Source organism: Streptomyces sp. R44, from assembly GCF_041053105.1.
GTDB lineage: Bacteria > Actinomycetota > Actinomycetes > Streptomycetales > Streptomycetaceae > Streptomyces.
In genome coordinates, this window is the sequence record NZ_CP163444.1 from 188937 (window position 1) to 210207 (window position 21271).

Genomic DNA, 21271 nt, shown 5'->3' on the forward strand with positions numbered 1-21271 from the left:
ATCAGTTCCCGGCTAGCGTTCCGGGCGGAAATCGCTAGACGGCTAACAACTCTAGGGGGACTGATGATACTGATCACCGGGGCCACCGGAAACATCGGCCACGAGCTCGTCCGCGAACTCGACGGGACGGGCACCGAGGTCCGCGCTCTCATCCGCGACCCCGCCCGCGCCGCCGCCCTCCCCGCGCGCGCCAAGGGCGTCGTCGGCGACCTGGACGAGCCGGCGACGCTGGCACCCGCGTTCGCCGGCGTCGACAAGCTGTTCCTGCTCACTCCGGGCATCGGCACGGACCACACCGCCCACGCCGTCGCCGCCGCACAGGCCGCCGGAGTGAGCCACATCGTGCACCTGTCCTCCGCCAACGTCCTCGGCGACCCGATGCCCGCGATGGGCCGCTGGCATCACGAGCGCGAGGAGATCGTCCGCGCCTGCGGCATACCCACGACGGTCCTGCGACCCGGCGGCTTCATGACCAACGCCCTCGAATGGGCGCCCACGATCCGGGAGGAAGGGTACGTCCTCGACCCGGTCGGTCCGGGCCGCTACGCGCCGATCGATCCCGTCGACATCGCCGCCGTCGCCGCCCTCGTACTCACCGAGAACGGCCATCAGGGCGAGGAGTACGTCCTCACCGGCGACGAGGCCCTCACCGTCACAGAACAGGTCCAGATCATCGCTGCCGCCGCCGGCCGCCCCATCGAGGTCCGCGCGGCGCTCACACCGGCACAGGCCGTCCGCTCCCGCTTCCCCCGCGGGGTGCCCCGGGCGCTCGCCGACGCCATCACCGAGGGGTTCGCACTCATGCGCGCCGACACCGTCGGGTTCCGCACCGACACCGTGGAGAAGCTGCTCGGCCGCCGCCCCCGGACGTTCGCGCAGTGGTGCGCGCGCAACGCCGGCGCGTTCCGACCGGATGCCACCGCCCGTCCGTAGCCCCGACCGCCGCTGGAGGCGCACGGCTGTGAGGGGGCGGCTCACGGCCAGGAGACGAGCACCCAGCCGTAGGCGGCGCGAGGACACTCCGACGCGCCTTCATGCCGGCTTCCGCCGAACGCCGCCGCCGGCTCACCAGGGGTCCCGCTCCCTCACGGACCCGCGAGGGACAGCGGGCTGCGCTCCCGCGTACTCAGGGGAGGAACGTCACTGCCGGGAAGGCCGGGGACGGCCCGTCGAGCAAATGACCCCGGCGGTGGCGCAGGTGCTCGTCGAAGAACGCGAGCGGATACGCCTGCTGGATCTTCACCGCCTGGTCGGGATCGAGGGTGCCGATCACCTCCTGGAGCTGCTGCGCACTCCACCCGAACAACTTCGCCACCTGCGGGAAGAGCGCCTCGTTGTCGCCGTACGAGACGTGGGAGGCGCCCTGGGCCTCGATGTTCAGCCGCCAGCCGCGCAGGTGCGACCAGAACGCGGCGACCGCGGGATCCGTGGCTCGGGTGAACTCGGCGGACATCATCATGAACGGCCGGTCCAGGTCTTCGGACAGCGGCGGGTTCATCTGCATCGGGCCGTCGAGGCTCAGCCCGGCTCGGATGCGCTCATCGGCGAGCGTGGCGCGGGCGGTGGCCGTCCCGCCCTTCGACCAGCCGAACGCGCCGATACGCCGCGGGTCGAGGGAGCCGAGCAGCCCGGCCGGCAGCTGCTTGCGGTCGACGTCGGGATTGCACCCGGCGGCGAGTTGCTCGACGCAGTCGATGACGAAGCGCAGGTCGGCGGCGAAGTCCCCCGGCCGCGTCGGCGCCTGCCTGTCACGGGACGGGACGGCGATCCGGCCGTCGGGGAACTCGGTGTAGGTGTCGTACTGGTGAGCCACCGTCACCACCGCGTATCCGTGGCTGGCGAGCTCCTGGACCACGACGGTGTGATCGCCCTGGTGGCTGTGCGCGCCGTGCGAGAACACGACGACCGGCAGCCGCCGGCTCGTTCGCTGTACCGGAGCGCCGACGTGGCCGGCGGTGAGCGGCGCCAGGGGCACAAGGTCGCTGAACCCGACATCGGCGAGGAACGCCTCAAGCGCACCGGCCGGCATCCAGGGCGCCACCGGGTACCGCTGAGCGTTCCGGGCGGGATACCAGACGGAGGCCATCAGCTCACGGAAGTGCCCCGGGCCCGCGATGTCGTCCGGACGCGACCGGTCGACGAGGTGCAGCTGGACCGTGCCCACGGGATGCGGCCCGGTCGGCCCGGGCAGCATGAGCCGCGCCGCGGCGGGGGCGGCCGCGGCCGGGCCGGCCCACGCGGGTCCGGCGACGGCGCCAAGCGGCACGGCGGCCCCGGCGGCCAGCGCCACCCCCAGCATGCTGCGTCGCGTCATGCCCTTCCGGCTGATGAACGGTGTGTCGGTCATGGGCCCCTCCCGAGGTGACGGGTCGTCAATCGTGCTGCGACGGGCGGTCCGTGCGCACAGAACAACGCTGTCACGTGCCCCTCCCCCGCAACATCGGCCCACGGGTGTACACCCTGGGGCGACGCTGTCGGTCGATGTCGGCGAACTTGGCTCCGACCCGGCCGATGTACGTGCCGCGCCCGGCCGGGCGAAGGGCCGACCGGACCTCACCAGAGCTCCCAGCCGACGCGGCTGAGACATTCCGCCGGCATCGCCTCGGGCGTACGACCTGCCCGGCGTATGACACCGCGAACGCCGACAATCAGCGCCCAGAACAGGAGAGGGAAAGCGGCGGCCCGTTCCATACCTCCCATGCCGAGACCGAGGTAGTGGTGGGAGAGGAACAGCGCGAAGGCCGTGATCGCCGTGACGCCCATCAGGCTGGTGCCCCACCGCAGGGTGGTCGGCATGTGTTTTTCAGAGACCGGAACCCGCTACCGGCGGCGCCGTTGGCAGGGCTGGGCGCGACCGGGTCCGCGCCAGCGACCACGGTGGACGGGGGCGCGTGGTACGAGCTGATCAACCAGGGCAGCGGCAAGGCGCTGGCCCTGGTCACACCCGGCGACACCACGCACTGGATCGACGGCCTGCGGGACGGCGAGCACACGGTCCGGGTCGTCAAACGCAACGACACCCCCGGGGACACCAGCACGTTCGGAGGCTTCGTCGCCGCGCCCGGGGGCGCCGTACTGAGCAAGCCGGCGCCCCGGGACCGCCAGATCGAGTTCATCGGGGACTCCCTCACGGTGGGCTACGGCAATGTCTCGGGCACCCGCGTCTGCGATCCGGAGCAGCTCAAGAGGAACACCAACACCGACGTGAGCCACGGCGCCCTCACCGCCCAGCGGCTGGACGCCGATTACCAGATCAACGGCTTCTCCGGCCTCGGCATGGTGCGCAACGTCGCCGGCATCTCCCCTGACGTCACGTACCGGACCTACTACGACCGCGCCCTGCTGAACGTGGACGGCGACGTCTGGCAGAAGCCGGGGACGTGGCCGCCCCCAGATCGTGGTGGTCAACCTCGGCGCCAACGACTTCTCCGACCTCACCCCCGGTGAACCGTGGACGCCCGACAGCCTCGCGGCCGCCTTCCGCACCGCCTACGGCGATTTCCTCCGGAAACTGCGGACGCGCTACGGTCCCGGCACCGCCCTCGTGGCCGTCGGCTTCGACACAAACGCCGAGCATGTACGGCAGGTCGTGGAGGCGTGCAACGACGCCGGCGACAGCGGGGTCCATTACTGGTTCCTCGATCAGTCGGGCCTGGACTTCCTCGGTTGCGACCGGCACACCTGGGCTCACGACGACCGGGTGATCGCCGACCGACTTGTTCCGTTCCTCGGCAGCCTGCCGACGGGATGGTGAGGGACATGACCACCCGTGAAGCACCCTTGACGGTCCCCGGTCCCGCTGCCGAGTCCGGCCGCCGGGCGAGGAGCTGATCTCGTAGCCGCACCGGACGTCGCCGATGGTCTCGCTGCCGGACGGAGGACTGATCCGGGCCGGCCCGGCGGGCTCCCGTCAGTGGCCGACACGCGTCGCCCTCCAACGGCATGACTTCGGGCAGCGGGGGTGCCAGGATCCGTCGCCGGGATCGCTGTCGCCGGGGGACGGGGGACGGGGGGACCAGTTCCGTGCTGCGCATTCACTTCACGGCCGAGGACTTCGCGCGCGTCAGGGTGGTGAGCAATCCGGATCCGTTCTGGGAGATCGTGTGCAGCCTCTACCACCTGGGGACCTCTCAGGGCCGGTGGGCCCACGCGTCGTGTAGAGGGCTCAGCACCTCTCACGCGGGCTCCGACCTGGTGCAGGCCATGCGGACCGTGGCCGCCGGACAGTCCATGCTCGACCCGGCGACCACCGCCCGGCTGATGCACGCGCTGCGCGATCCCGATGCGGCGAAACAACCGGAAGGCGAGCACGGGACCGCCACCCACCACGACCACGACTGCGGCAAAGCAGTCGGTCCTCCTCAGCCTTCGGCGGGCCGCAAGGGGACACGCCATTCGAGCACCGTTCCGCTCGCCGGCTTCGGACGGGCGCGGACGGTCAGGTCGCCGCCGAGGCGTTCCGCGCGTTCGGCCAGGTTGCGCAGGCCGCCGCTGCCACCGTTCCGCCGGATTCCGACTCCGTCGTCGCTCACCGTCACCGACAGGACGTCGTCGCCCGCGATGACCGCCACCTCGACGCGACGGGCGCTCGCGTGCCGCGCCACGTTGGTCAGTGCCTCGCCGATGACCGCGAGCACTTCCTCTGCCACGCCGGCCGGCACATCCGTGTCGAGCAGGCCCTCCATGCGCAGGGCCGGCGCGAATCCGAGGGTGGACGCGGCCGCGTCGACCGCCTGGACGACACGGCGCCTGAGCTTCGGCGCGGCACCCGGTGCCTCGTGTTCCCGGAGGCCGAAGATGGTCGATCGGATGATCTTGATGGTGGCGTCCAGGTCGTCGATCGCGCGGGTCAGCCGATCCACGGCCTCCGGGTGCTCCACGAACCGGCGGGCGCTCTGCAAGGTCATCCCGGTGGCGAACAGCCGCTGGATCGCGAGGTCGTGCAGGTCGCGGGCGATGCGGTCGCGGTCCTCCAGGAGGGTGACCTGCTCGGCGTCGCGGCGCCGGTCGGCCAGTTCCAGGGCGAGGGCCGCCTGCCCCGCGAAACCGGGCAGTGCGGTGATCTCGACGTTCGTGAAGGGCGTCTGCCCACTGCGGCGGGCGAGGATCAGTACACCGTTCAATCGTTCCTTCGTGCCGATCGTGACGGCGACCGCCGGCCCGAAGCCCTTCCAGCGCTCCGGCTGGACGGTCACGCGCTCGTCCCTCGCCACGTCCGCCAGCGTGACGAGGCCGTCCTCCTGGGCAAGAGCGGCGGCCGCCAGGGTTCCCTCGCTGCTCGGCAGCACGACACCGCGGTGGATGTCAGCGCCCTCGCCCCGCGCCAGCGACCCCCTCAGTTCGCCTTCCGGCCCGACCAGATAGAACACCCCCATGTCGGCGCCGGCGATGTCCACCGCACGCTCCAGCATGCCGTCGAGCACCTCAGCCTCGTCCGTACCGGACAGCAGGGCACTGGTGAGGTCTGCGCTGGCTGCCAGCCAGCGCTGGCGCAGACGGCCCTCCTCGTACAGTCGGGCGTTCTCGATGGCGATTCCGGCCGCGACGGCCAGGGTCGTCACCACCGCCTCGTCCTCGGCGTCGAAGTCGGCCCCACCGCGTTTCTCCGTCAGGTAGAGGTTGCCGAACACCTCGTCGTGGACGCGGATCGGGACGCCCAGGAACGAGTGCATCGGCGGATGGTGGGCCGGGAAGCCGTACGACGCGGGGTGCTCGGAAAGCTCCGGAAGACGCAGCGGCGCGGGGTTGCGGATGAGCTCGCCCAGGATGCCGTGCCCGGACGGCAGGGCCCCGATCCGCCGCCGTACGTCGTCGTCGATGCCGATGGGCAGGAACTGCGAGAGTTTCCGGCCCTCACCGATGACGCCCAGGGCTCCGTACTCGGCGTCCACGAGACTGACGGCCGCCTCCACGATGCCGCGCAGCACCTGGGGAAGGTCGAGCTCGCGCCCCACCGACATGACGGCTTCCAGAAGCCCGTTCAGCCGGTCCCTGGTGCCGCGCACCTCGTCGATGCGCACCTGCAGCTCGTCGAGCAGTTCGTCGAGCCGCAGCCGCGGGAGTCGTGTGTCCCCGGGCCCGGTGTCCTCCCGACCCATCGAAACCTCCGGTCACGCTGGGCGCGCACACGCCGTCCGTGCGCCCTGCGTCTTCACCGTAGTCCCGATGCTCCGGGCGTTCCTGCCGTACTCGCGCGGGCGGTCTCCGAGGTCGTCTCCAGCGGCCTCCGAAGTCGTCCCCGGTGGCCTCCGAGGTCGTCCTCGCGGCCTCACTCGACGGGGACCGTGATCACCGGGCAGTGGGCACGGTGCAGCAGACCGTGGACGACCGAGCCGACGCGCATCCCCCGGTATCCGCCGCCGCCCCGGCGACCCACGACCACGGCCAGCGCGTGCGCGGCAGCGTCCGCGAGCGTCTCGACGGGCGAGCCGATCAGCACCTCGTGGCTGAGCCGGACGTCCGGATACGTCTCCGCCCAGCCCGCGGTCGTCTCGTACAGAAGCCGCCGCTCGGCCTGGAAGAGCATGTCGCCCCTACGCAGCGTGAAGACGGGCGGCTGCCAGACGGCGACGGCCCGGAGCGCGCAGTGCCGGAGATCCGCCTCCTCGAAGGCCAGGGCCAGCGCCGCCCCGGCGGACTCGCTGCCGTCGACGCCGACGACGAGGTACGGCGGGTCCTGGGTGACGTGCTCGGCGTCGCCCACGACGACGACCGGGCACCGTGTCTGCGCCGTGACCGGCACGACGAGGGAGCCGGCACTCAGGAACTCCTCGGTGCGGCTGAGGTGGCGGGAGCCGAGCACCATCAGGGCGGCCTCGCGCGTCAGGCCGGCCAGCACCTGCGCCCGGAACCCCTGGAGGAGCCCGGTGGTCATCTCCACGTCCGGCTGCCGGGCCCGCACCCATGCCCCGGCGGTACGCAGGGCTTCCTCGCCCGCCGTCGTCCTGGCCCGGTGGCGGGCGGCGGTGTCGGCGTTCCGGGGGTGGTGCGGCGGCGGTACGGCGACCACGAGGCGCAGGGCGAGGCGGCGTCGGTGTGCCTCCTCGGCGGCCCAGGCGAGCGCGAGGTACCCGTGTCGGTCCGGGTCGACGCCGACGACGATCCCTCGGCGTTCCGTCGTGGCGGTCATGCGGTGCTCCCGTGACCGGGTCCGCCCCTGGGAATGAGCTCCACCGGGCAGTGGGCGTGTTGCAGCAGGCCGAGCGTGGTCCTGCCGAGGGTCGGGCCGAGGTAGCCGGGTGCCCGGCGCCCGCCGACGACCAGCAGGTCGGCGTGGCGGGAGGCCTCGACGAGCACACCGGGCACGCTGTGGTTCTTCTCGCCCTCGGTGAACAGCGCGAGTTCCGGGAACTCGTCCCCGAGAAGCTCGGCCACATCGGACAAGGCATGCACATGGAGGGAGGCGGCACCCTCAGCGGTCCTGTTCGGCCGTGTGTCCCGGACCACGGCGTACGGGGTGGTACGCCACACGTGCAGAAGTCGCAGCGGCACCTTGCGCAGCAGGGCCTCGTACGCAGCCACGCGGGCCACGCCCAGGTCGTCCCCGTCCCGGACCGCGGCGAGCACGGCGCCCGCCTCGACGAGGTCGGTGGCGGCTGCACGTACAACGACGACCGGGGTGGTGGCCGCGGCCGTGACCCGGAGGGCGACCGCACCGAAGGCGAGGGTGGGAAATCCGCCGAGGCCCCGGTGGCCGACGACGATCGTGCCACTCGGCGCGGCGGCGTCGCGCAGGGCGTCCGGGGCGGGGCGCCCGCTGAGTTCCGTGACGACGGGCAACGCGGGGTACTCCGCGGTCAGCGCGTCGGCGGTCCGGTGGAGCACGTCCCGGCCGCTCTGCCGCGCACGGTCGCGCTCCGCCGGCGAGAGGAAGAAGGATGCGGCCGCGGTGTCCGTGGCGTGGAGGAGACAGACGCCGATGCCGCGCAGCGTCGCTTCCCGCGCCGCCCACATCGCCGCCGTACGCGCGGTCGGCGATCCGTCCACACCGACGACGACCCTGCCGGGGCCGAGGCGGTCCGTGGTTCCGTCCATGGCTCCTCCTCGCCCGACTTCCCCGGACCCATGCGGGTCCGGGGCCTGCTCCCACCGTCCCACCGGGGCGGCCGGGGGCCGGAGGGCCGTTGGGGACAGGGCGGGGCCCTGTCGGTCCGTGACAGGGGACCGTTCGGCCCTCCCGGGGCGGCGTCGCGCGCCGGACAGTGGTGGCATCGGGCCGGGCCGGTGCCCGACAGCTCGGCAGCTCGGAAGCTCGGACGCCCCGCCGCTCGGACGCCCGGACGCCCGGACGCCGGGACGCTCGGACGCTCGGACGGGAGGTGCGGTGATCACGACCGCGAGACACGGCGCCTCATCCGCCCTACGGCACCGCGCGCACCGCGCGCACCGCGCGCACGATCGCTTCCGGTGCGCGACCCCGGCGCCACGCGAAGGAACAGCCACAGAGCCGTACCGCACAGACAGGACGAACCGTGTCCACCACCACCTCCCCCTCCCCCTCCTCGTTCCGAACGCTCGTGACGTCGCTGATCGAGGACGCCGTCACCGCCCCGTCGATGCACAACGCGCAGCCGTGGAGGTTCGTCCACCGCACCGCCACCGGCACCGTCGAGTTGCACGGGGACCCCTCGCGCGACCTGCCCCGTGGCGACCCGGTTCGCCGCGCCCTCCATCTCGGCTGCGGGGCCGCTCTGTTCGGCCTGCGGGTCGCCGCCGCACACCGCGGTCGCCACGCCGTGGTCCGGCTGCTGCCCGACCCGGCCGATCCGTGGCATCTCGCCGACGTCCGCCTTACCGAAGCGGTCGCCGACTCCGACGAGCTGAGCGTCCTCCGTCCGGCGCTCCGGGAGCGGCACACCAGCCGGTTCCCCTTCACCGAGGAGCGCATTCCGCCCGAGATCCTCGACGGGCTCCGTTCCGCGGCCTTCCTGGAGGGCTGCCGCCTCGTCGTGCCGGGCGCCTGGCACACCGACACCGTGCTGGAACTCGTCCACGACTCGGAGCGTTTCGAGTCCGCGGACGCCGCGGTCAGGAAGGAGATCGCCGCCTGGATCCGTACGGGGACGGAGGACGAGGGTTCCTTGACCGAAGGCATCCCCGCGTACGCCGTCGGGCCTCGGCAGTACGACGTCACCTCGCCGGTACGGGATTTCGATGCCCATGGACTCCTCCCCGGCCGGGTGTCGGCACGCTTCGAGAAGAGTCCCCAGATCGCGCTGCTCTGCACGGTCGAGGACACCCCGAAGGACTGGCTCACGGCGGGTCAGGCCATGCACCGGGTCCTGCTGCAGGCCACCCTCGACGGCCTGTCCACGTCCCCCGTCTCTCAGCCCCTCGAATGGCCTGAACTCCGCTCGATGGCGCGCGACCCGGGATCCACCACGGGATACGTCCACATGGTCATCCGCCTGGGCTACGGTCCCCGCGGCCGCGCCACGCCACGCCGACCGGTCTCCGAGGTGCTGACCTTCGCCTGAGTCCGACGGGCGTGAATCGGCCCGCCATCGCGGATCGCAGCCGGCCGCATCAGGGCCGGCTTCGAGCCTGTCGCCGACCGGCCGGGGATCGGAATCCGGCCTTCTTCGATCCGGAGGAAGTTCCGTGAACCACATCGTGGGACTCGTCGTTGTACTGGTGGGGCAACGTTCCGTGACCGTACAAGGGGTTTCTGTTGATGAATCTCGCGGAGTCGACCGAGTCGATGGAGCAGCTGGCCGTGGCGTGGCGGGCCATGGTGCTCGACCGGGATCCGGAGGCGGACGTCCGTGATCTTCCGGGTATCGCCGTGCGCTGGGCCGACTGCCGGTTCGCGTTCTGGAACTGCCTGACGCTGACCGAGGTCGGCGCCGACGCGGAGCTGCTGGAGCGGCGCCTGCACCAGGCCGCGGAGATCATGCGTTCCAAGGAGCGGCCCGGCTTCCTGTGGCTCTTCGAGGACCTGCTCGACGACCGTGCCCGGGACGCGCTGGAGGCTGCGGCCGAAAGGGCGGGGCTCGAACACGCCTTTCCCGGCACCGGGATGGCGGGAGATCTCCTCCCCGTTCCCGAGCCCACCCACCCCGACCTGACCTTCGTACGGGTGGCAACCGACGAACAGCTGCGCGCCTTCGCGGACCTCAACTCCCTTGCGTACGGCTTTCCGTTGGAGGACGGCCGCGACGGGCTCGTCGGCTCCACGCTGTGGAAGGAGGGGGTGCACGCCTATCTGGGGATGCGGGGCGATGTCCCGGTGACCTGCGCCGGGACGGTGGAGGCGGACGGCCGTCTGTTCGTGGTGCTCGTCGCGACCCATCCGGAGTGGGAGCGGAGGGGCTACGGCGAGGCGGTGACGCGGAAGGCGTTGTACGAGGGTGGGCAGGCCACGGGTCTCACTCGCGCCACGCTGCACGCGACAGTCGCCGGAGCGCCGGTGTACCCGCGCATCGGCTTCAAGCCGAACTCGCCCATGAGCTTCTTCGCCCTGAAGGGCTGACCACACCGGGCCTCGGTCGCCACGCGCAGAGAGCCGGGCCGACCGCACCCCACGACAACGGCCCACGCGACCGCATCCAGGTCACGTGGGCCGACGTCAAGGGCTCGGCGCGCCAGGGACTGTGCTTGACACGATGGCTTCAGAGGTTCGGCTGTGATCGGGCCATCGTCGGCGGCGGACCGGATCGGCCGGCCTCGGCGGCGGCTCGATCCGGTCCCCGTCGCATCAGTGACCACTCATCGGACGGACACATCGATGCACCGACCAACTGATCCTCGTGGCACGCTCTAGCCCCAGGTTCGGACCGAGGAAATCGAGTCGTTGTACGGGTAGTTGAGGACGTTCCACGTGTAGTTGTTCTGGAAGACGCCCTGGATGCCCTGGAAGTTGTTGTCGTTCCACGTGTAGAGCGTCTTGGCGTTCTGGATGGAGATCGAGGAGATCCTGTCCTGGAGCGCCGCCGTCCCGGAGCTCGAGTTGATGTCCTTGCCCATGTCGGTGACGTACGGGGCGTTGTCCGTCGTCCAGTAGTGGCACGTGTTGAGGTAGTTGTTGACGCAGAGCTGTGTCCCGTTCGGAATCGCCGTCGCGGCGGAGGCGGGAGTCGCCAGCAGGAGCGTGGCGAGGCTGGCGACAGAGGCCGCCACGCCGAGGGCAGACAGAGCATTCGACTTCTTGAGTACGCGCATGAACCGGTCCTTCGAGTTGATGGAAGTTCCCTGACTTGAGACACGTATGTCGGCCGGCCCCGGATGGGTTGACTCATCCCTGGAGCGTTTTGGACTGGATTCAGCTACCTGCCCGGGCCCGCTCATTTCCTTTCGGTGCGGTCTGATGAGCGCCCCGCCAGGGCGGTGCGCCACGCATCGGACAGCGCGATCTTCTTGAGCTCGTCGATTCCCAGAGCGGGTTCCCTGCGGGTTCCGGGGAGCCGGTAAGCCCTCGTGTTGAGTTCGTTGACGGCGACGCGCAGGCCGTCGGGGCGCCAGATGTCGACCGACCACAGGACCGCCCCGTCGCCGCCCTTGTCCGGGTGGCCCCGTGTGACCTTCACGCGCACTCCGTCCGCTTCCGTGATCGCCCCTCGGAAGACGCGCGTCAGCGCCTCGTCATCCGGTTCCCATTGCTGCACCGTGACCGCGACCAGGCACTTGCCTCGCCCGTCGTCCACCGTCAGATGCCCGTAGCCCGGCGCTCCCCCTCTGTCCGCCGTCCGCAGGTGTCCGGGAAGGTTCTGACTGATGACGTCCGTGACCTCGGCCGCGGGGAGGTACTGGAAGGACGGCATCGAGGTGGAGCCACGGGGAGGGGCCGGTACGGCGGCCAGGACGGGCTTCCATGCCGTCGACACGGCGATGTCGGTGAGCTGTCGCACGCTCAGGGGTGGAGTGGGCCGACTGGGGGTGGGGTTCCTGTCGCCTCTTGTGTTGGACGCCGCGACGGCGACCATGCCGCCGTCGCGGTCGGTGCGCACGGCTGTCCACCGTCGGCCGACCGATGGCCTGGTCTCGTCGGCCGGGGACTCGTCGAGGATGAGCGTGGCACCGTCTTCGAGGTGGGTGAGAGTGCAGTGGCTGAAGGGGTGTTCGGACAGATCCGGGCACTGGGACAGTTGCGGGGGCAGGGGTAACGGGAATCGTCCCACCGAGGCCGACACCTGGCCGATTCCGTCGGCGTCCGCGTAGCTGAGGACGGTCGGAGCGAGCGGGTCGTTCCCCCTTGCCTGGGCGTCGCGCACCACTGCGTCCTCCTCCTCGGGTAACAGGGTTCGGAGGACCTGGCTCACCGAGTGCGGGCTCGTTTCGGTCGGGGATGAAGGGGAGCAGCCGGCCGCGAAGACCATGCAGGCCAGCGGGGCGATCACTGCCGTGTACGGAGAAGCGCGCCGGCTCGGCGAGCCGGCGGCAGCTCGGGCGGACGTCCTCATACGGATCTGCCTTTCAGCGTGTGGGGCGACCGCGAGGGCGAAATGGGCGAGGTAGTTGGTGGAGAGCTGCATCTCCCATCCCTGCGCATCGACCTGACGGGCCGGAAGCATCATCAGGTCGGTGTTCAGGACGAGGCCGTCCAGGGGCCTGGTCCAGGCATCGCAGAAAGCTCGTACGAACGCCAGGTCGGCAAGGTCCAGCGCGACGGCCCGGGTTCCCGGGAAACCTCGACCGGTGGATCGGCTTCAGCGGGGTTGCGAGTGGCTACGGTCACCTGCGCCCCCGCGGCGGCGAGGGCACGAACCGTCTCGACGCCGAGGCCGGAGGATCCTCCCCTGACGATCAGCCGGCGCCCGCTCAGATCGACTCCGTCGAGCACCTCGGTGGCGGTGGCGCGCCGTCCGAAAGGCGTGGTGGTCAGTGACATACCTCTGCCCGTCTTCAGAAGGGGTGGCGGGATCACCATACAACGTGTGCACACGTATTAGTACCGCGATGGCGTATGTGTGCATCGACATGTGCTGTCACATGTTCTGCGATCAGGGCCTGCGCGCTGAGCGCAGCGGAGGCGTCGTCAACATCTCCGGCGATCGCCCCCGTTCCGTCCCGCACGGAGGGCCGGGTGGGATCAGACGGTGATGGTCTTGTATTCGGTGTAGGTACCGAGGCCGATCGCTCCGTACTCGCGGCCGATGCCGCTGGCCTTGAAGCCGCCGAACGGGCCGTCGAACGCGACGGAAGCGCCGTTGACGGTGACGGTGCCCGTGCGGATCCGGCGGGCGACCGCCAGGGCGTGTTCCTCGTCGGAGGACCAGACGCCGCCGGAGAGGCCGTACTCGGAGTCGTTGGCGATGCGGACGGCGTCGTCCTCGCCCTCGTACGCGATGACGACCAGGACCGGGCCGAAGATCTCCTCCTGTGCGATGCGCATCGCGTTGTCGACGTCGGCGAAGACGGTGGGGGTGACGTAGTTGCCCTTCTCCAGCCCCTCGGGGATCTGCGGGCCGCCGGTGACCAGGCGGGCGCCCTCGTCGATGCCGAGCCGGATGTACTCGCGCACGCGCTCCTGCTGGTCGGGGCGGATCATCGGGCCGATGAAGGTGTCGGGGGCATCGGGGTGGCCGACCTTCAGCGACTCCACCATGCCCTTCAGTGCGGTCACGACCTCCTCGTACCGACTGCGGGGGGCCAGGATCCTGGTCTGCGCGATGCACGACTCGCCGTTGTTGAGCAGGGATCCGAACTTCAGGCCCGCGACGGCCTTGTCGATGTCGGCGTCGGGCAGGATGACCGCGGCGGACTTGCCGCCCAGCTCCAGGCTGACACGCTTGAGCTGCTCCCCCGCGATGGCGGCGATGCGGCGGCCGGCCCGGGTCGAACCGGTGAAGGCGATCTTGTCGACCTCCTGATGGGAGATCAGGTACTCACTGGTCTCCCGGTCCGCGGGAAGGACGCTGATCACGCCCTCCGGGAGGCCGACCTGCTCCAGCAGCTCGGCGAGGAAGCCCATGCTCAGCGAGTTCTCGGGGGACACCTTGAGGACCACGGAGTTGCCGGCGAGCAGAGCAGGGATGATCTTCGAGGTCGCCGAGGAGAACGGCGAGTTCCACGGGATCACCGCGGCCACGACACCGACCGCCTCGCGGCGCACCACGTTGCGCACCGTTGAGGTGGGGTCGGAGGGCGTCAGCGTCTCCTCCCAGGCGAACTCCTGTGCCGCCTTGAGGTAGGCGTTCGCCTGTCGGGTGAGCCCGGGCTGTCCGGCGCGGGTGAACCATCCCGCCGACCCGTTCTCCAGCGAGATCAGCTGCGCGATCCTCTCCGCGTTCTTCTCGCGCAGTGCGTTGAACCTCCGCAGGACGGTGATCCGCTCCGCCGGCGGGGTCAGCGACCACTCCCCCGCCTCGAAGGACGCCCGTGCCGCGGCGACCGCGCGGTCGATGTCCGCCGGGCGTGCCTGAGCGGCGCGCCCGACCACCGACCTGTCGTGCGGCGAGGCGATGTCCAGCAGCTCCGGGTCACTCGGCTCCACCCAGGAACCCCCGATGAAAAGCCGGTCGTAGGTGATCATGCGTTTTCTCTCCTCCGGTGATCGGTCGTGGCGTGCTGTGTGGCTGTGTGGGGGTCGAGTGGAGTGGAGACGATCGTCCGGTCAGGACCCGCGAGGCCAAGGCGCTCATCGCGGCGGCCGCCCCGCCTGCCCGAAGGGATGCGAACCGCGGTGATCTCCACATCGCAGTTGCCCCTCCTCAACTAACTGCCACATTAATGTAGCAGTTATTGGATGCTTCTCAACATTTCAGTGGCTCTAGATGCCTCAACCGCAACATTTCCTGGCTAGACTCGGGCCGGTGAGAGCCGATGCAGCACGCAACCTCGAAGCCGTCCTGACCACCGGAGCACGCATGCTCGCCGCCGACCCCGGCGCGAGCATCGCGGGCATCGCCGCCGAGGCCGGGGTGGACCGGAGCACCGTCTACCGGCGCTTCGCCTCCCGCGAGGACCTCCTCGCGGCCATCTACAAAGCCCGCCTCACGGCCATCGAAGGAGCCATCGAGGACGCACGGCTCCGTGAAGCACCCGTCGCCGTCGCCCTGCACCGCTACGTCGAGAACATCATCACCGTCAACCGCACCTGGCCCGTGGACCTCGCCCGCATGCTCGCGGACGACACCGTCCACGCACGCCGCGACGCCGCCGTCCGCGAAGTCGACGCCTTCCTCGAACGCGCCACCGACGAAGGATTGCTCCGCCCCGGCCTTCCCGAAGGATGGGCCGGCGCCTTGCTGCCCGCGCTCATGAACCTGGTGGCCCGGCAGAGCGACGAGCTGAGCCCCGGCCAGGCGGCCGACATCGTCGTCGACACGTTCCTGAAGGGCATCGGAACGCCCTGAGACGGCGACATGCCCTCAGCGAGGACACGTATCTCCATGTGTCTCCGAGCGGGCATCGCAGAAGTCAGCCGTGCGGCAAGAACACTTTCGGCCATTCCAGGTGACGGAGTTTCCGGGGGACATCTAGTGTGGCCCGACGGCAGCTCACAAGGTGGGGCCCGCCAGGGCGCGGTCGCGGCGCAGGGGACGGTACGGAGCCTACGAACGGCACCGGCGCCGAGGGGCAGTCGTCCCACAGCGACGGGGAGAACGACAAGGTTGCCTCCCCGTCACGCCTGACCGGATCCGTGCGCGCGATCCGCGAGGCGTGCGCGCAGAGCTGGTTCAACGGGGAAGGAAGTGGGGGACTATGGAGTCGATCGACGGGGCGATGGTCGGCCGCGAACGCGAGCAGACGGTGCTGTCCGAGCTCGTGGCAGCCGCCGGAGGCCGAGCACTCGTCCTGCGCGGCGACGCCGGTGTGGGCAAGAGCGCCCTGCTGGACCACGTCGCCGGCCTCGCCGAGGGCGAGGAGCACCGAGTGATCAGGGCCGCCGGGGTCGAGGCCGAGTCCGAACTGCCGTACGCCGGCCTGCACCAGTTCCTGTACCCGCTGCTCTCCTCCATCGACCAGCTCGACGACCGCCACCGAGAGGTGTTCGACGTCGTCTTCGGCAGGGGCGAGAACTCGCCTCCTTCCGTCATGACCCTCGGCATCGCCGTCCTCGATCTCCTCTCCCTCGCGGCGTCGCAGAAGCCCCTGCTGCTGGTGCTCGACGATGGCCAGTGGTTCGACACCTCCAGCACCGAGGTGTGCGGATTCGTGGGGCGCCGGCTCACCGGCAGCTCGGCGAAGCTCGTCGTCGGACTGCGTGCCGGCGTGCCGTCGGGCTTCGACACCGCCGCGCTTCCGGAACTGGCGGTGACCACACTGTCGGGGAAGGAGTCGGAACAACTCCTCGACATGCGCCACCCGGAGCTGGACTCCCGGGTCCGCCATCTGATTCTGGACGAGGCTCAGGGCAACCCGCTGGCCCTGCTGGAGCTTCCGTCGTACGTGCGCGGCAACCGGACGGGGCACACGGCCGAGGCGGTGTTCGGGTACGCCGGCATCCCCCTGCCCCAGCGTCTCCAGCAGGTGTACGGCGCCCGGATCGAAGCCCTGGGTGACGATGTCCGCGCGGCGCTGCTGCACGGCGCTCTGGACGGCGTCGGCGCCGGCGCGGCGACCGGCCCCACGGGAAGCGCCCGTTACCGCATGACGGATGTCCATCAGGCGGTGACCGCGGGTCTGCTGGACATCGACGCGCTGAGCGGCGACTTCGTGTTCCGGCATCCGCTGGTGCGTTCCACCGTGGTCCAGATGGCGACGCCCAACGAGCGGCGTGCCGCTCACGCCGTCCTCGCCCAGGTCCACCGCGACGACGTCGAGCGGCGGGCCACGCATCTGGCGGCCTCGACGGTCGATCCGGACGAGCAGGTGGCGGCCGTCCTGGAGGCCGCGGCGGACTCGGCGACCCGGCGTGGCGGCTCACTGGCCGCCATCACCTGGCTGACCCGCGCCGCGGAGCTGAGCGAGAGCCACGAGGAGCGGTCCAGGCGGCTGGGCAGCGCCGCGTACATCGCCGGGCACTCCGGCCGGCTGGAACACGCACAGCAGCTGCTCCGCTCGGGCACGGGCTCCGCCACCGATCCCTCCCCCGACTCGGTGGTCGCGTCGGGCTATGTCGCGTTCTTCGAGGGCGAGGACATCCGGTCTTCGCAGCGTCAGGTGTTCGCGGCGATCGAGAGCATGCGCGACAGCGGGCCGCGGGAGCCGGACGAGGTACTCACCCGCTTGGTCGACCTGCTGCTGGCCATCAACCAGTACGCGAGTGACGAGGTCTGGTGGGAACGGACGCACGAGCTGCTCGGCTCGCTGGGCGATCTGGTGTCCCCGTACTCACGTATCTACCAGGACGCCTGGGGCGACGTGGTGCGTCGCGGCGCCGGTGTGCGGGAGCGGGTGGAACGCGCCTTCGCCGGCCTTCACCTGGAACCGTGGGACGTCACACGGCTCGGTGCCGCCTCGTACCACGTGGACACCCTCAGCCAGTACCGGCCGCTGCTGCAGCGCGCTGCGGACCGCGAGCTGGAGACGGGGGCCGTGAGCGACGCCATGACCATGCTGCACCTGATCATGCTCGACCAGATCGCGGTCGGCGAGTGGGACGAGGCCGAGCTGACCGGCCGGCATTGCCTGGAGCTGACGACAGCGCACGGGCACGGTCTGTTCGTGCACCACACGCTTGCGTATGCGGGCCTGCTGGCCGCTCTGCGCGGCCGGGTCGACGAGGCCCGGGAACTGCAGGCCGTGGTCGACACCTGGGCCCGTCCCCGCGGCGTCGGATTCCTCACGCAGATCGCCGACGCCATCGGCACCACCGCCGCACTCTCCGAAGGCGACTACGAAGCCGCCTACCTCCATGCCATCGGCCTCACCTCCCCCGGCTCCTTCGCCCCCTACGCCCACCAGGCGTCCCGTACCCTCCTCGATCTCGTGGAGGCGGCCCTCCACACCGGCCGCGCCGATCAAGCCCGCAGACACGCCCTGGCCGCCCAGGAAGCGGGCCTCCCCGGCATCTCCCCCCGCCTGGCCCTCGTCACCTACGGCGCCCTCGCCATGACCACCACCGACCCCACCGAAGCCGACGCCCTGTACGAGCGCGCCGAATCCCATCCCGCCGGGGCCGACTTCCCCTTCGAACTCGCCCGCATCCGACTCGCCCGCGGCATCCGCCATCGCCACACCCGGGGACGCGCAGCGGCACGACGGCCCCTGACGCTGGCGGCGGAGACCTTCGAGCGGCTCGGGGCGACCACCTGGACGGAACGGGCCCGGGCCGAACTCCGCGCCACCGGCACTCCCCCGGTCACCTCCTCGGCACACCTCTCCCCACTGACCTGGCAGGAACGCCGCATCGCGGACCTCGCCGCCGGCGGCCTCACCAACAAGGAAATCGGCGCGCGCATGCACCTGTCGCCCCGCACGGTCAGCTCACACCTCTACCGCGTGTTCCCCAAGCTCGGCATCACCGCGCGCGCCGCCCTGCGCGACGCCCTGGGGAAGCTGCCCGACGGCCCGAACATGTGACGCGGCGGCCGGCGGGCGGGACTCCAGGATTCTCCTCGCGGCCGCGCGCGTTCAGCCCGCTGTGGCGCGGAAGCCGCGTTCCTCCAGCCAGCCGAGCACGTAGTCGGCGACGAATCTCCAACCGTTGTCGATGACGAGGGAGTGGCCGCGGTCCGCGAACTGCTTCAGGTCGGTCACGGCCGTCGAGTCGCCGTACTCCTTGTACACCGCTCGCGTGACGGCGTCGGGCACCAGCCGGTCCTCCTGCCCCGACATCAGAAGCAGGGGGCCGCGGTGCACGTTCCCGACGTCGACCTCGGGACTGCCGGCCTCGCCTGCGGCTCCGAGTTCGTCGACGAGACGGCGGGGAGCCGGCACGACATGGCGCTCGAAGAGCCGGTACGACTCCTCTGCCGCGACCGTGTTCGCGAAGTCGCGGCGGAACCGCTCCGGAGACAGCGTCACCAACCGGTCGGCGGCACCTGCCTGGCCAGGGGTCCATAACCGGGCCGAGGAGGGAGGCAGCGGGATGTCGTTGATCGGGGCCGGAGCGATGGCCACCGCGGCTCGGCCGATGTCGGCTCCGATGAGATGCTGCGCGATGAGGCCGCCGACCGAGTGGCCGACGACGACCGGCGCAACGTCGAACGACCGCACGATGTCCGCGTAGTGGGCGATCAGCATGTCCAGGCCGATGCCTGCGAACGTCTCGTCGGACGATGTACGTGTCTCCCCTGAGGTACGTGTCTCCCTTGAGGTGCGCGTCTCCCCTGAGGTGCGTATCTCCGCTGAAGTACGCGTCTCCCCCGAGGTGATTTCCCCAGGCCAACCTGGTGTGAAGGCGCGGAATCCCCGGCCCGCGAAGCGCTCCGCCCATGACTCCCAGGAGAGCGCGTGCAGCCACGTGCCATGGATGAAGACGACGGGAGTGTGGTTCACGGATGGCCCCTCCGAGCATGACGATCACCGGCGCTGACACGCAGACGACTGTCTCAGGATCGTTCAGGCGCGAAGCGGAGGCGACAGTCGAATGACTTAACGCTGATCGCCCACAGCGCACGAGAGTAGGCCTGGCCAGCCGCCCGTCGCAGAGAAAGATCCACACATCATGAGCGGTGACCGACCCCGTGGACAGGTCCGCCCAGCGCTGCCGATGGGCCCCGTCGAGCTGAGCTTGAGCTTGGACATCGAGCGGGTGCTGGGCCTCTCTGCCCGACAGGCCATCAGGGCTGAGTTCCGGTTCTCGCCGGAGGCCCCCCTGGCCGTGGGGGTGGAGTTACTCGTCCAGGGCGGCCCGCGCGTGCTGTGGCGGATCGGCCGCGACCTCCTGCACCAGGGACTGCGCTCGGCGACGGGCTTCGGCGACGTACGGATGTGGCCGTCGCCGTCCGAGGAGCCGGCCACCGCATGGCTTCAGCTGACCTCCAGGGAGACGGCGGCCCTGTTCGAGATACCCGTGCGCCCGCTGGCGGAGTGGCTGGAGTGCACCTACGGGCTCGTTCCCGCCGGTCGCGAGGTCGACATGATCGACTGGGCGGTGACTGCCGCGGACTTGCTTCGGAGACCCACGTCGGACTCCGACTGATCGGCCCGCCGGACGATCTCGTGCTTGCGACGCGCATCCGGCGCGCATCCGGCGTGTGAGAGTCCCGGTGTTCCTGCTCGTGCCGCACCGTCATCTGACTGATGTGTCGGCTTGGGACGCGCGCCAGAGTGGCTCCGGTTGCCAGCCGGTCACCTGAACGCACGACGGAGGAATTCACATGATCAACAGGCGTACCTTCAGCAAGGCCGTCGGCCTGGGCACCGGCGCGGCGGCCGTCTCGCTGTCCGGCCTGCAGACCGACGCGTTCGCCGCGAGCGCCTCGTACGGGCCCGGCGGCACGCAGGGGCCCACCGTGCCGAGCATCACCCCTGGCACACACACGGAATTCCGGAGGTACAAGCAGGTCAAGGCCGGTGTCCTCGACATCGGTTACGCCGAGGCCGGCCCCGCGCACGGCCCGGTTGTCCTCTGCCTGCACGGCTGGCCGTACGACATCCACAGCTTCGTCGACGTCGCCCCGCTCCTCGCCGACCTGGGCTACCGCGTCATCGTTCCCTATCTCCGCGGCCACGGCAGCACCCGCTTCCTGTCTCCCCGTACTCCCCGTACGTCCGAGCAGTCCGCCATCGCGCTCGACATCATCGCCCTGATGGACGCCCTGAAGATCGACAGGGCCGTCCTTGCCGGCTTCGACTGGGGCTCGCGTACCGCGGACATCATCGCGGCGCTGTGGCCGGAGCGCGTCAAGGCCCTGGTGTCCACGAGCGGATACCTCATCACCGATCGCAAGATGCAGCTGGAACCGGCCGCCCCGGCCGTCGAGCACAACTGGTGGTACCAGTGGTACTTCGCCACCGACCGCGGCAAGAAGGCGATGGAGGACGAGGAGCAGCGCATCGCGCTGTGCCGGTTCGTGTGGACGCTCGTCTCCCCCAACTGGAACTTCGACGACGCCACGTACGCGCGCACCGCCGAGGCCTTCAAGAACCCCGACTACGCCGCCATCGTCCTGTTCAACTACCGCTGGCGCATCGGTCTGATCGACGGGGAGGCCCGCTACGACCGGTACGAGAAGCAGCTCGCCGCCCAGCCTCCCATCCAGGTCCCCACCGTCACCCTCGACGCCGCCCTCGACCCCTTCACGGCGCCGGGGGACGGCTCGTCCTACCGCGGCCACTTCACCGGCCCCTACGCACATCGCACTGTGGCGAACATCGGCCACAACCTGCCGCAGGAGGCTCCCACCGCCTTCGCCCAGGCGGTGGTCGACGCCGATCACCTCTGACTCCCACCACTCACGTCCGCGCGGCCGGGAGGAGCATGCTCCTCCCGGCCGCGCGG

The 21271-nt window shown here is 70.6% G+C and carries 18 protein-coding genes and 1 pseudogene; 10 read left to right on the forward strand and 9 right to left on the reverse strand.

Annotated features, from left to right (window positions below):
* Positions 1-63 precede the first annotated feature (63 nt).
* Complete coding sequence (locus AB5J54_RS00990; RefSeq protein ID WP_369141934.1) at positions 64-933, forward strand: NAD(P)H-binding protein; 870 nt, start codon at positions 64-66, stop codon at positions 931-933.
* 193 nt (positions 934-1126) lie between these two features.
* Here AB5J54_RS00990 and AB5J54_RS00995 read toward each other — a convergent pair whose 3' ends face one another.
* Positions 1127-2347, reverse strand: coding sequence for an alpha/beta hydrolase family protein (locus tag AB5J54_RS00995; RefSeq protein WP_369141935.1), 1221 nt, complete (start codon positions 2345-2347; stop codon positions 1127-1129).
* A 206-nt stretch (positions 2348-2553) separates the two neighbouring features.
* On the reverse strand, positions 2554-2796 hold the full coding sequence (locus AB5J54_RS01000) for a hypothetical protein (RefSeq protein WP_369141936.1): 243 nt from the start codon (positions 2794-2796) through the stop codon (positions 2554-2556).
* 81 nt (positions 2797-2877) lie between these two features.
* On the opposite strand from AB5J54_RS01000, the gene AB5J54_RS01005 reads away from it, so the two are divergent.
* The 3 genes and pseudogenes from AB5J54_RS01005 to AB5J54_RS01015 form a co-directional block, all read left to right on the forward strand.
* Positions 2878-3447 (forward strand): hypothetical protein, encoded by a 570-nt coding sequence (locus AB5J54_RS01005; RefSeq protein ID WP_369141937.1) that lies wholly within the window; start codon positions 2878-2880, stop codon positions 3445-3447.
* Positions 3398-3754, forward strand: a complete 357-nt coding sequence (locus AB5J54_RS01010) for a hypothetical protein (protein ID WP_369141938.1) — start codon at positions 3398-3400, stop codon at positions 3752-3754. The genes AB5J54_RS01005 and AB5J54_RS01010 overlap by 50 nt, the downstream gene beginning before the upstream one ends.
* 428 nt (positions 3755-4182) lie before the next feature.
* Positions 4183-4293 (forward strand): annotated as a pseudogene (locus tag AB5J54_RS01015) (DNA-binding response regulator); the annotation flags it as partial.
* A gap of 68 nt (positions 4294-4361) precedes the next feature.
* Here the strand turns inward: AB5J54_RS01015 and AB5J54_RS01020 are convergent.
* The 3 genes from AB5J54_RS01020 to AB5J54_RS01030 form a co-directional block, all read right to left on the reverse strand.
* Entirely contained in the window at positions 4362-6098 is a 1737-nt protein-coding gene (locus AB5J54_RS01020) for a GAF domain-containing sensor histidine kinase (protein WP_369141939.1), read from the reverse strand.
* 170 nt (positions 6099-6268) lie between these two features.
* Complete coding sequence (locus tag AB5J54_RS01025; RefSeq protein ID WP_369141940.1) at positions 6269-7129, reverse strand: universal stress protein; 861 nt, start codon at positions 7127-7129, stop codon at positions 6269-6271.
* A complete protein-coding gene (locus AB5J54_RS01030; RefSeq protein ID WP_369141941.1) occupies positions 7126-8034 on the reverse strand; it encodes a universal stress protein in 909 nt (302 codons plus the stop codon). Before AB5J54_RS01030 ends, AB5J54_RS01025 begins: the two co-directional genes overlap by 4 nt.
* Before the next feature lie 437 nt (positions 8035-8471).
* Between AB5J54_RS01030 and AB5J54_RS01035 the strand changes: the two genes are divergently transcribed.
* Positions 8472-9476 carry a nitroreductase family protein gene (locus AB5J54_RS01035; protein ID WP_369141942.1) on the forward strand — a complete coding sequence of 335 codons (1005 nt, stop codon included), beginning with the start codon at positions 8472-8474 and terminating at the stop codon, positions 9474-9476.
* Between the two features lie 194 nt (positions 9477-9670).
* Positions 9671-10471 (forward strand): GNAT family N-acetyltransferase, encoded by an 801-nt coding sequence (locus tag AB5J54_RS01040; RefSeq protein ID WP_369141943.1) that lies wholly within the window; start codon positions 9671-9673, stop codon positions 10469-10471.
* A gap of 287 nt (positions 10472-10758) precedes the next feature.
* Here the strand turns inward: AB5J54_RS01040 and AB5J54_RS01045 are convergent, their stop codons facing one another.
* The 3 genes from AB5J54_RS01045 to AB5J54_RS01055 all read right to left on the reverse strand — a co-directional run bounded on the left by AB5J54_RS01045 (position 10759) and on the right by AB5J54_RS01055 (position 14470).
* Positions 10759-11160: a hypothetical protein gene (locus AB5J54_RS01045; protein ID WP_369141944.1), complete on the reverse strand. Its 402-nt coding sequence runs from the start codon at positions 11158-11160 to the stop codon at positions 10759-10761.
* A gap of 122 nt (positions 11161-11282) precedes the next feature.
* The gene (locus tag AB5J54_RS01050; protein WP_369141945.1) at positions 11283-12209 is read right to left on the reverse strand and encodes a hypothetical protein; all 927 of its coding nucleotides are present in this window, start codon (positions 12207-12209) and stop codon (positions 11283-11285) included.
* An 818-nt stretch (positions 12210-13027) separates the two neighbouring features.
* Positions 13028-14470: an aldehyde dehydrogenase gene (locus tag AB5J54_RS01055; protein WP_369141946.1), complete on the reverse strand. Its 1443-nt coding sequence runs from the start codon at positions 14468-14470 to the stop codon at positions 13028-13030.
* 334 nt (positions 14471-14804) lie between these two features.
* On the opposite strand from AB5J54_RS01055, the gene AB5J54_RS01060 reads away from it, so the two are divergent.
* Both AB5J54_RS01060 and AB5J54_RS01065 read left to right on the forward strand, forming a co-directional pair.
* The gene (locus tag AB5J54_RS01060; protein WP_369149181.1) at positions 14805-15293 is read left to right on the forward strand and encodes a TetR/AcrR family transcriptional regulator; all 489 of its coding nucleotides are present in this window, start codon (positions 14805-14807) and stop codon (positions 15291-15293) included.
* A gap of 349 nt (positions 15294-15642) precedes the next feature.
* Positions 15643-18405 carry an AAA family ATPase gene (locus AB5J54_RS01065; RefSeq protein WP_369141947.1) on the forward strand — a complete coding sequence of 921 codons (2763 nt, stop codon included), beginning with the start codon at positions 15643-15645 and terminating at the stop codon, positions 18403-18405.
* A gap of 51 nt (positions 18406-18456) precedes the next feature.
* Here AB5J54_RS01065 and AB5J54_RS01070 read toward each other — a convergent pair whose 3' ends face one another.
* A complete protein-coding gene (locus tag AB5J54_RS01070) occupies positions 18457-19323 on the reverse strand; it encodes an alpha/beta hydrolase (protein WP_369141948.1) in 867 nt (288 codons plus the stop codon).
* Between the two features lie 235 nt (positions 19324-19558).
* On the opposite strand from AB5J54_RS01070, the gene AB5J54_RS01075 reads away from it, so the two are divergent.
* Together AB5J54_RS01075 and AB5J54_RS01080 are read left to right on the forward strand one after the other, a co-directional pair.
* Positions 19559-19969: an SsgA family sporulation/cell division regulator gene (locus tag AB5J54_RS01075; RefSeq protein WP_369141949.1), complete on the forward strand. Its 411-nt coding sequence runs from the start codon at positions 19559-19561 to the stop codon at positions 19967-19969.
* A gap of 178 nt (positions 19970-20147) precedes the next feature.
* Complete coding sequence (locus tag AB5J54_RS01080) at positions 20148-21215, forward strand: alpha/beta fold hydrolase (protein WP_369141950.1); 1068 nt, start codon at positions 20148-20150, stop codon at positions 21213-21215.
* Positions 21216-21271: the final 56 nt, after the last annotated feature.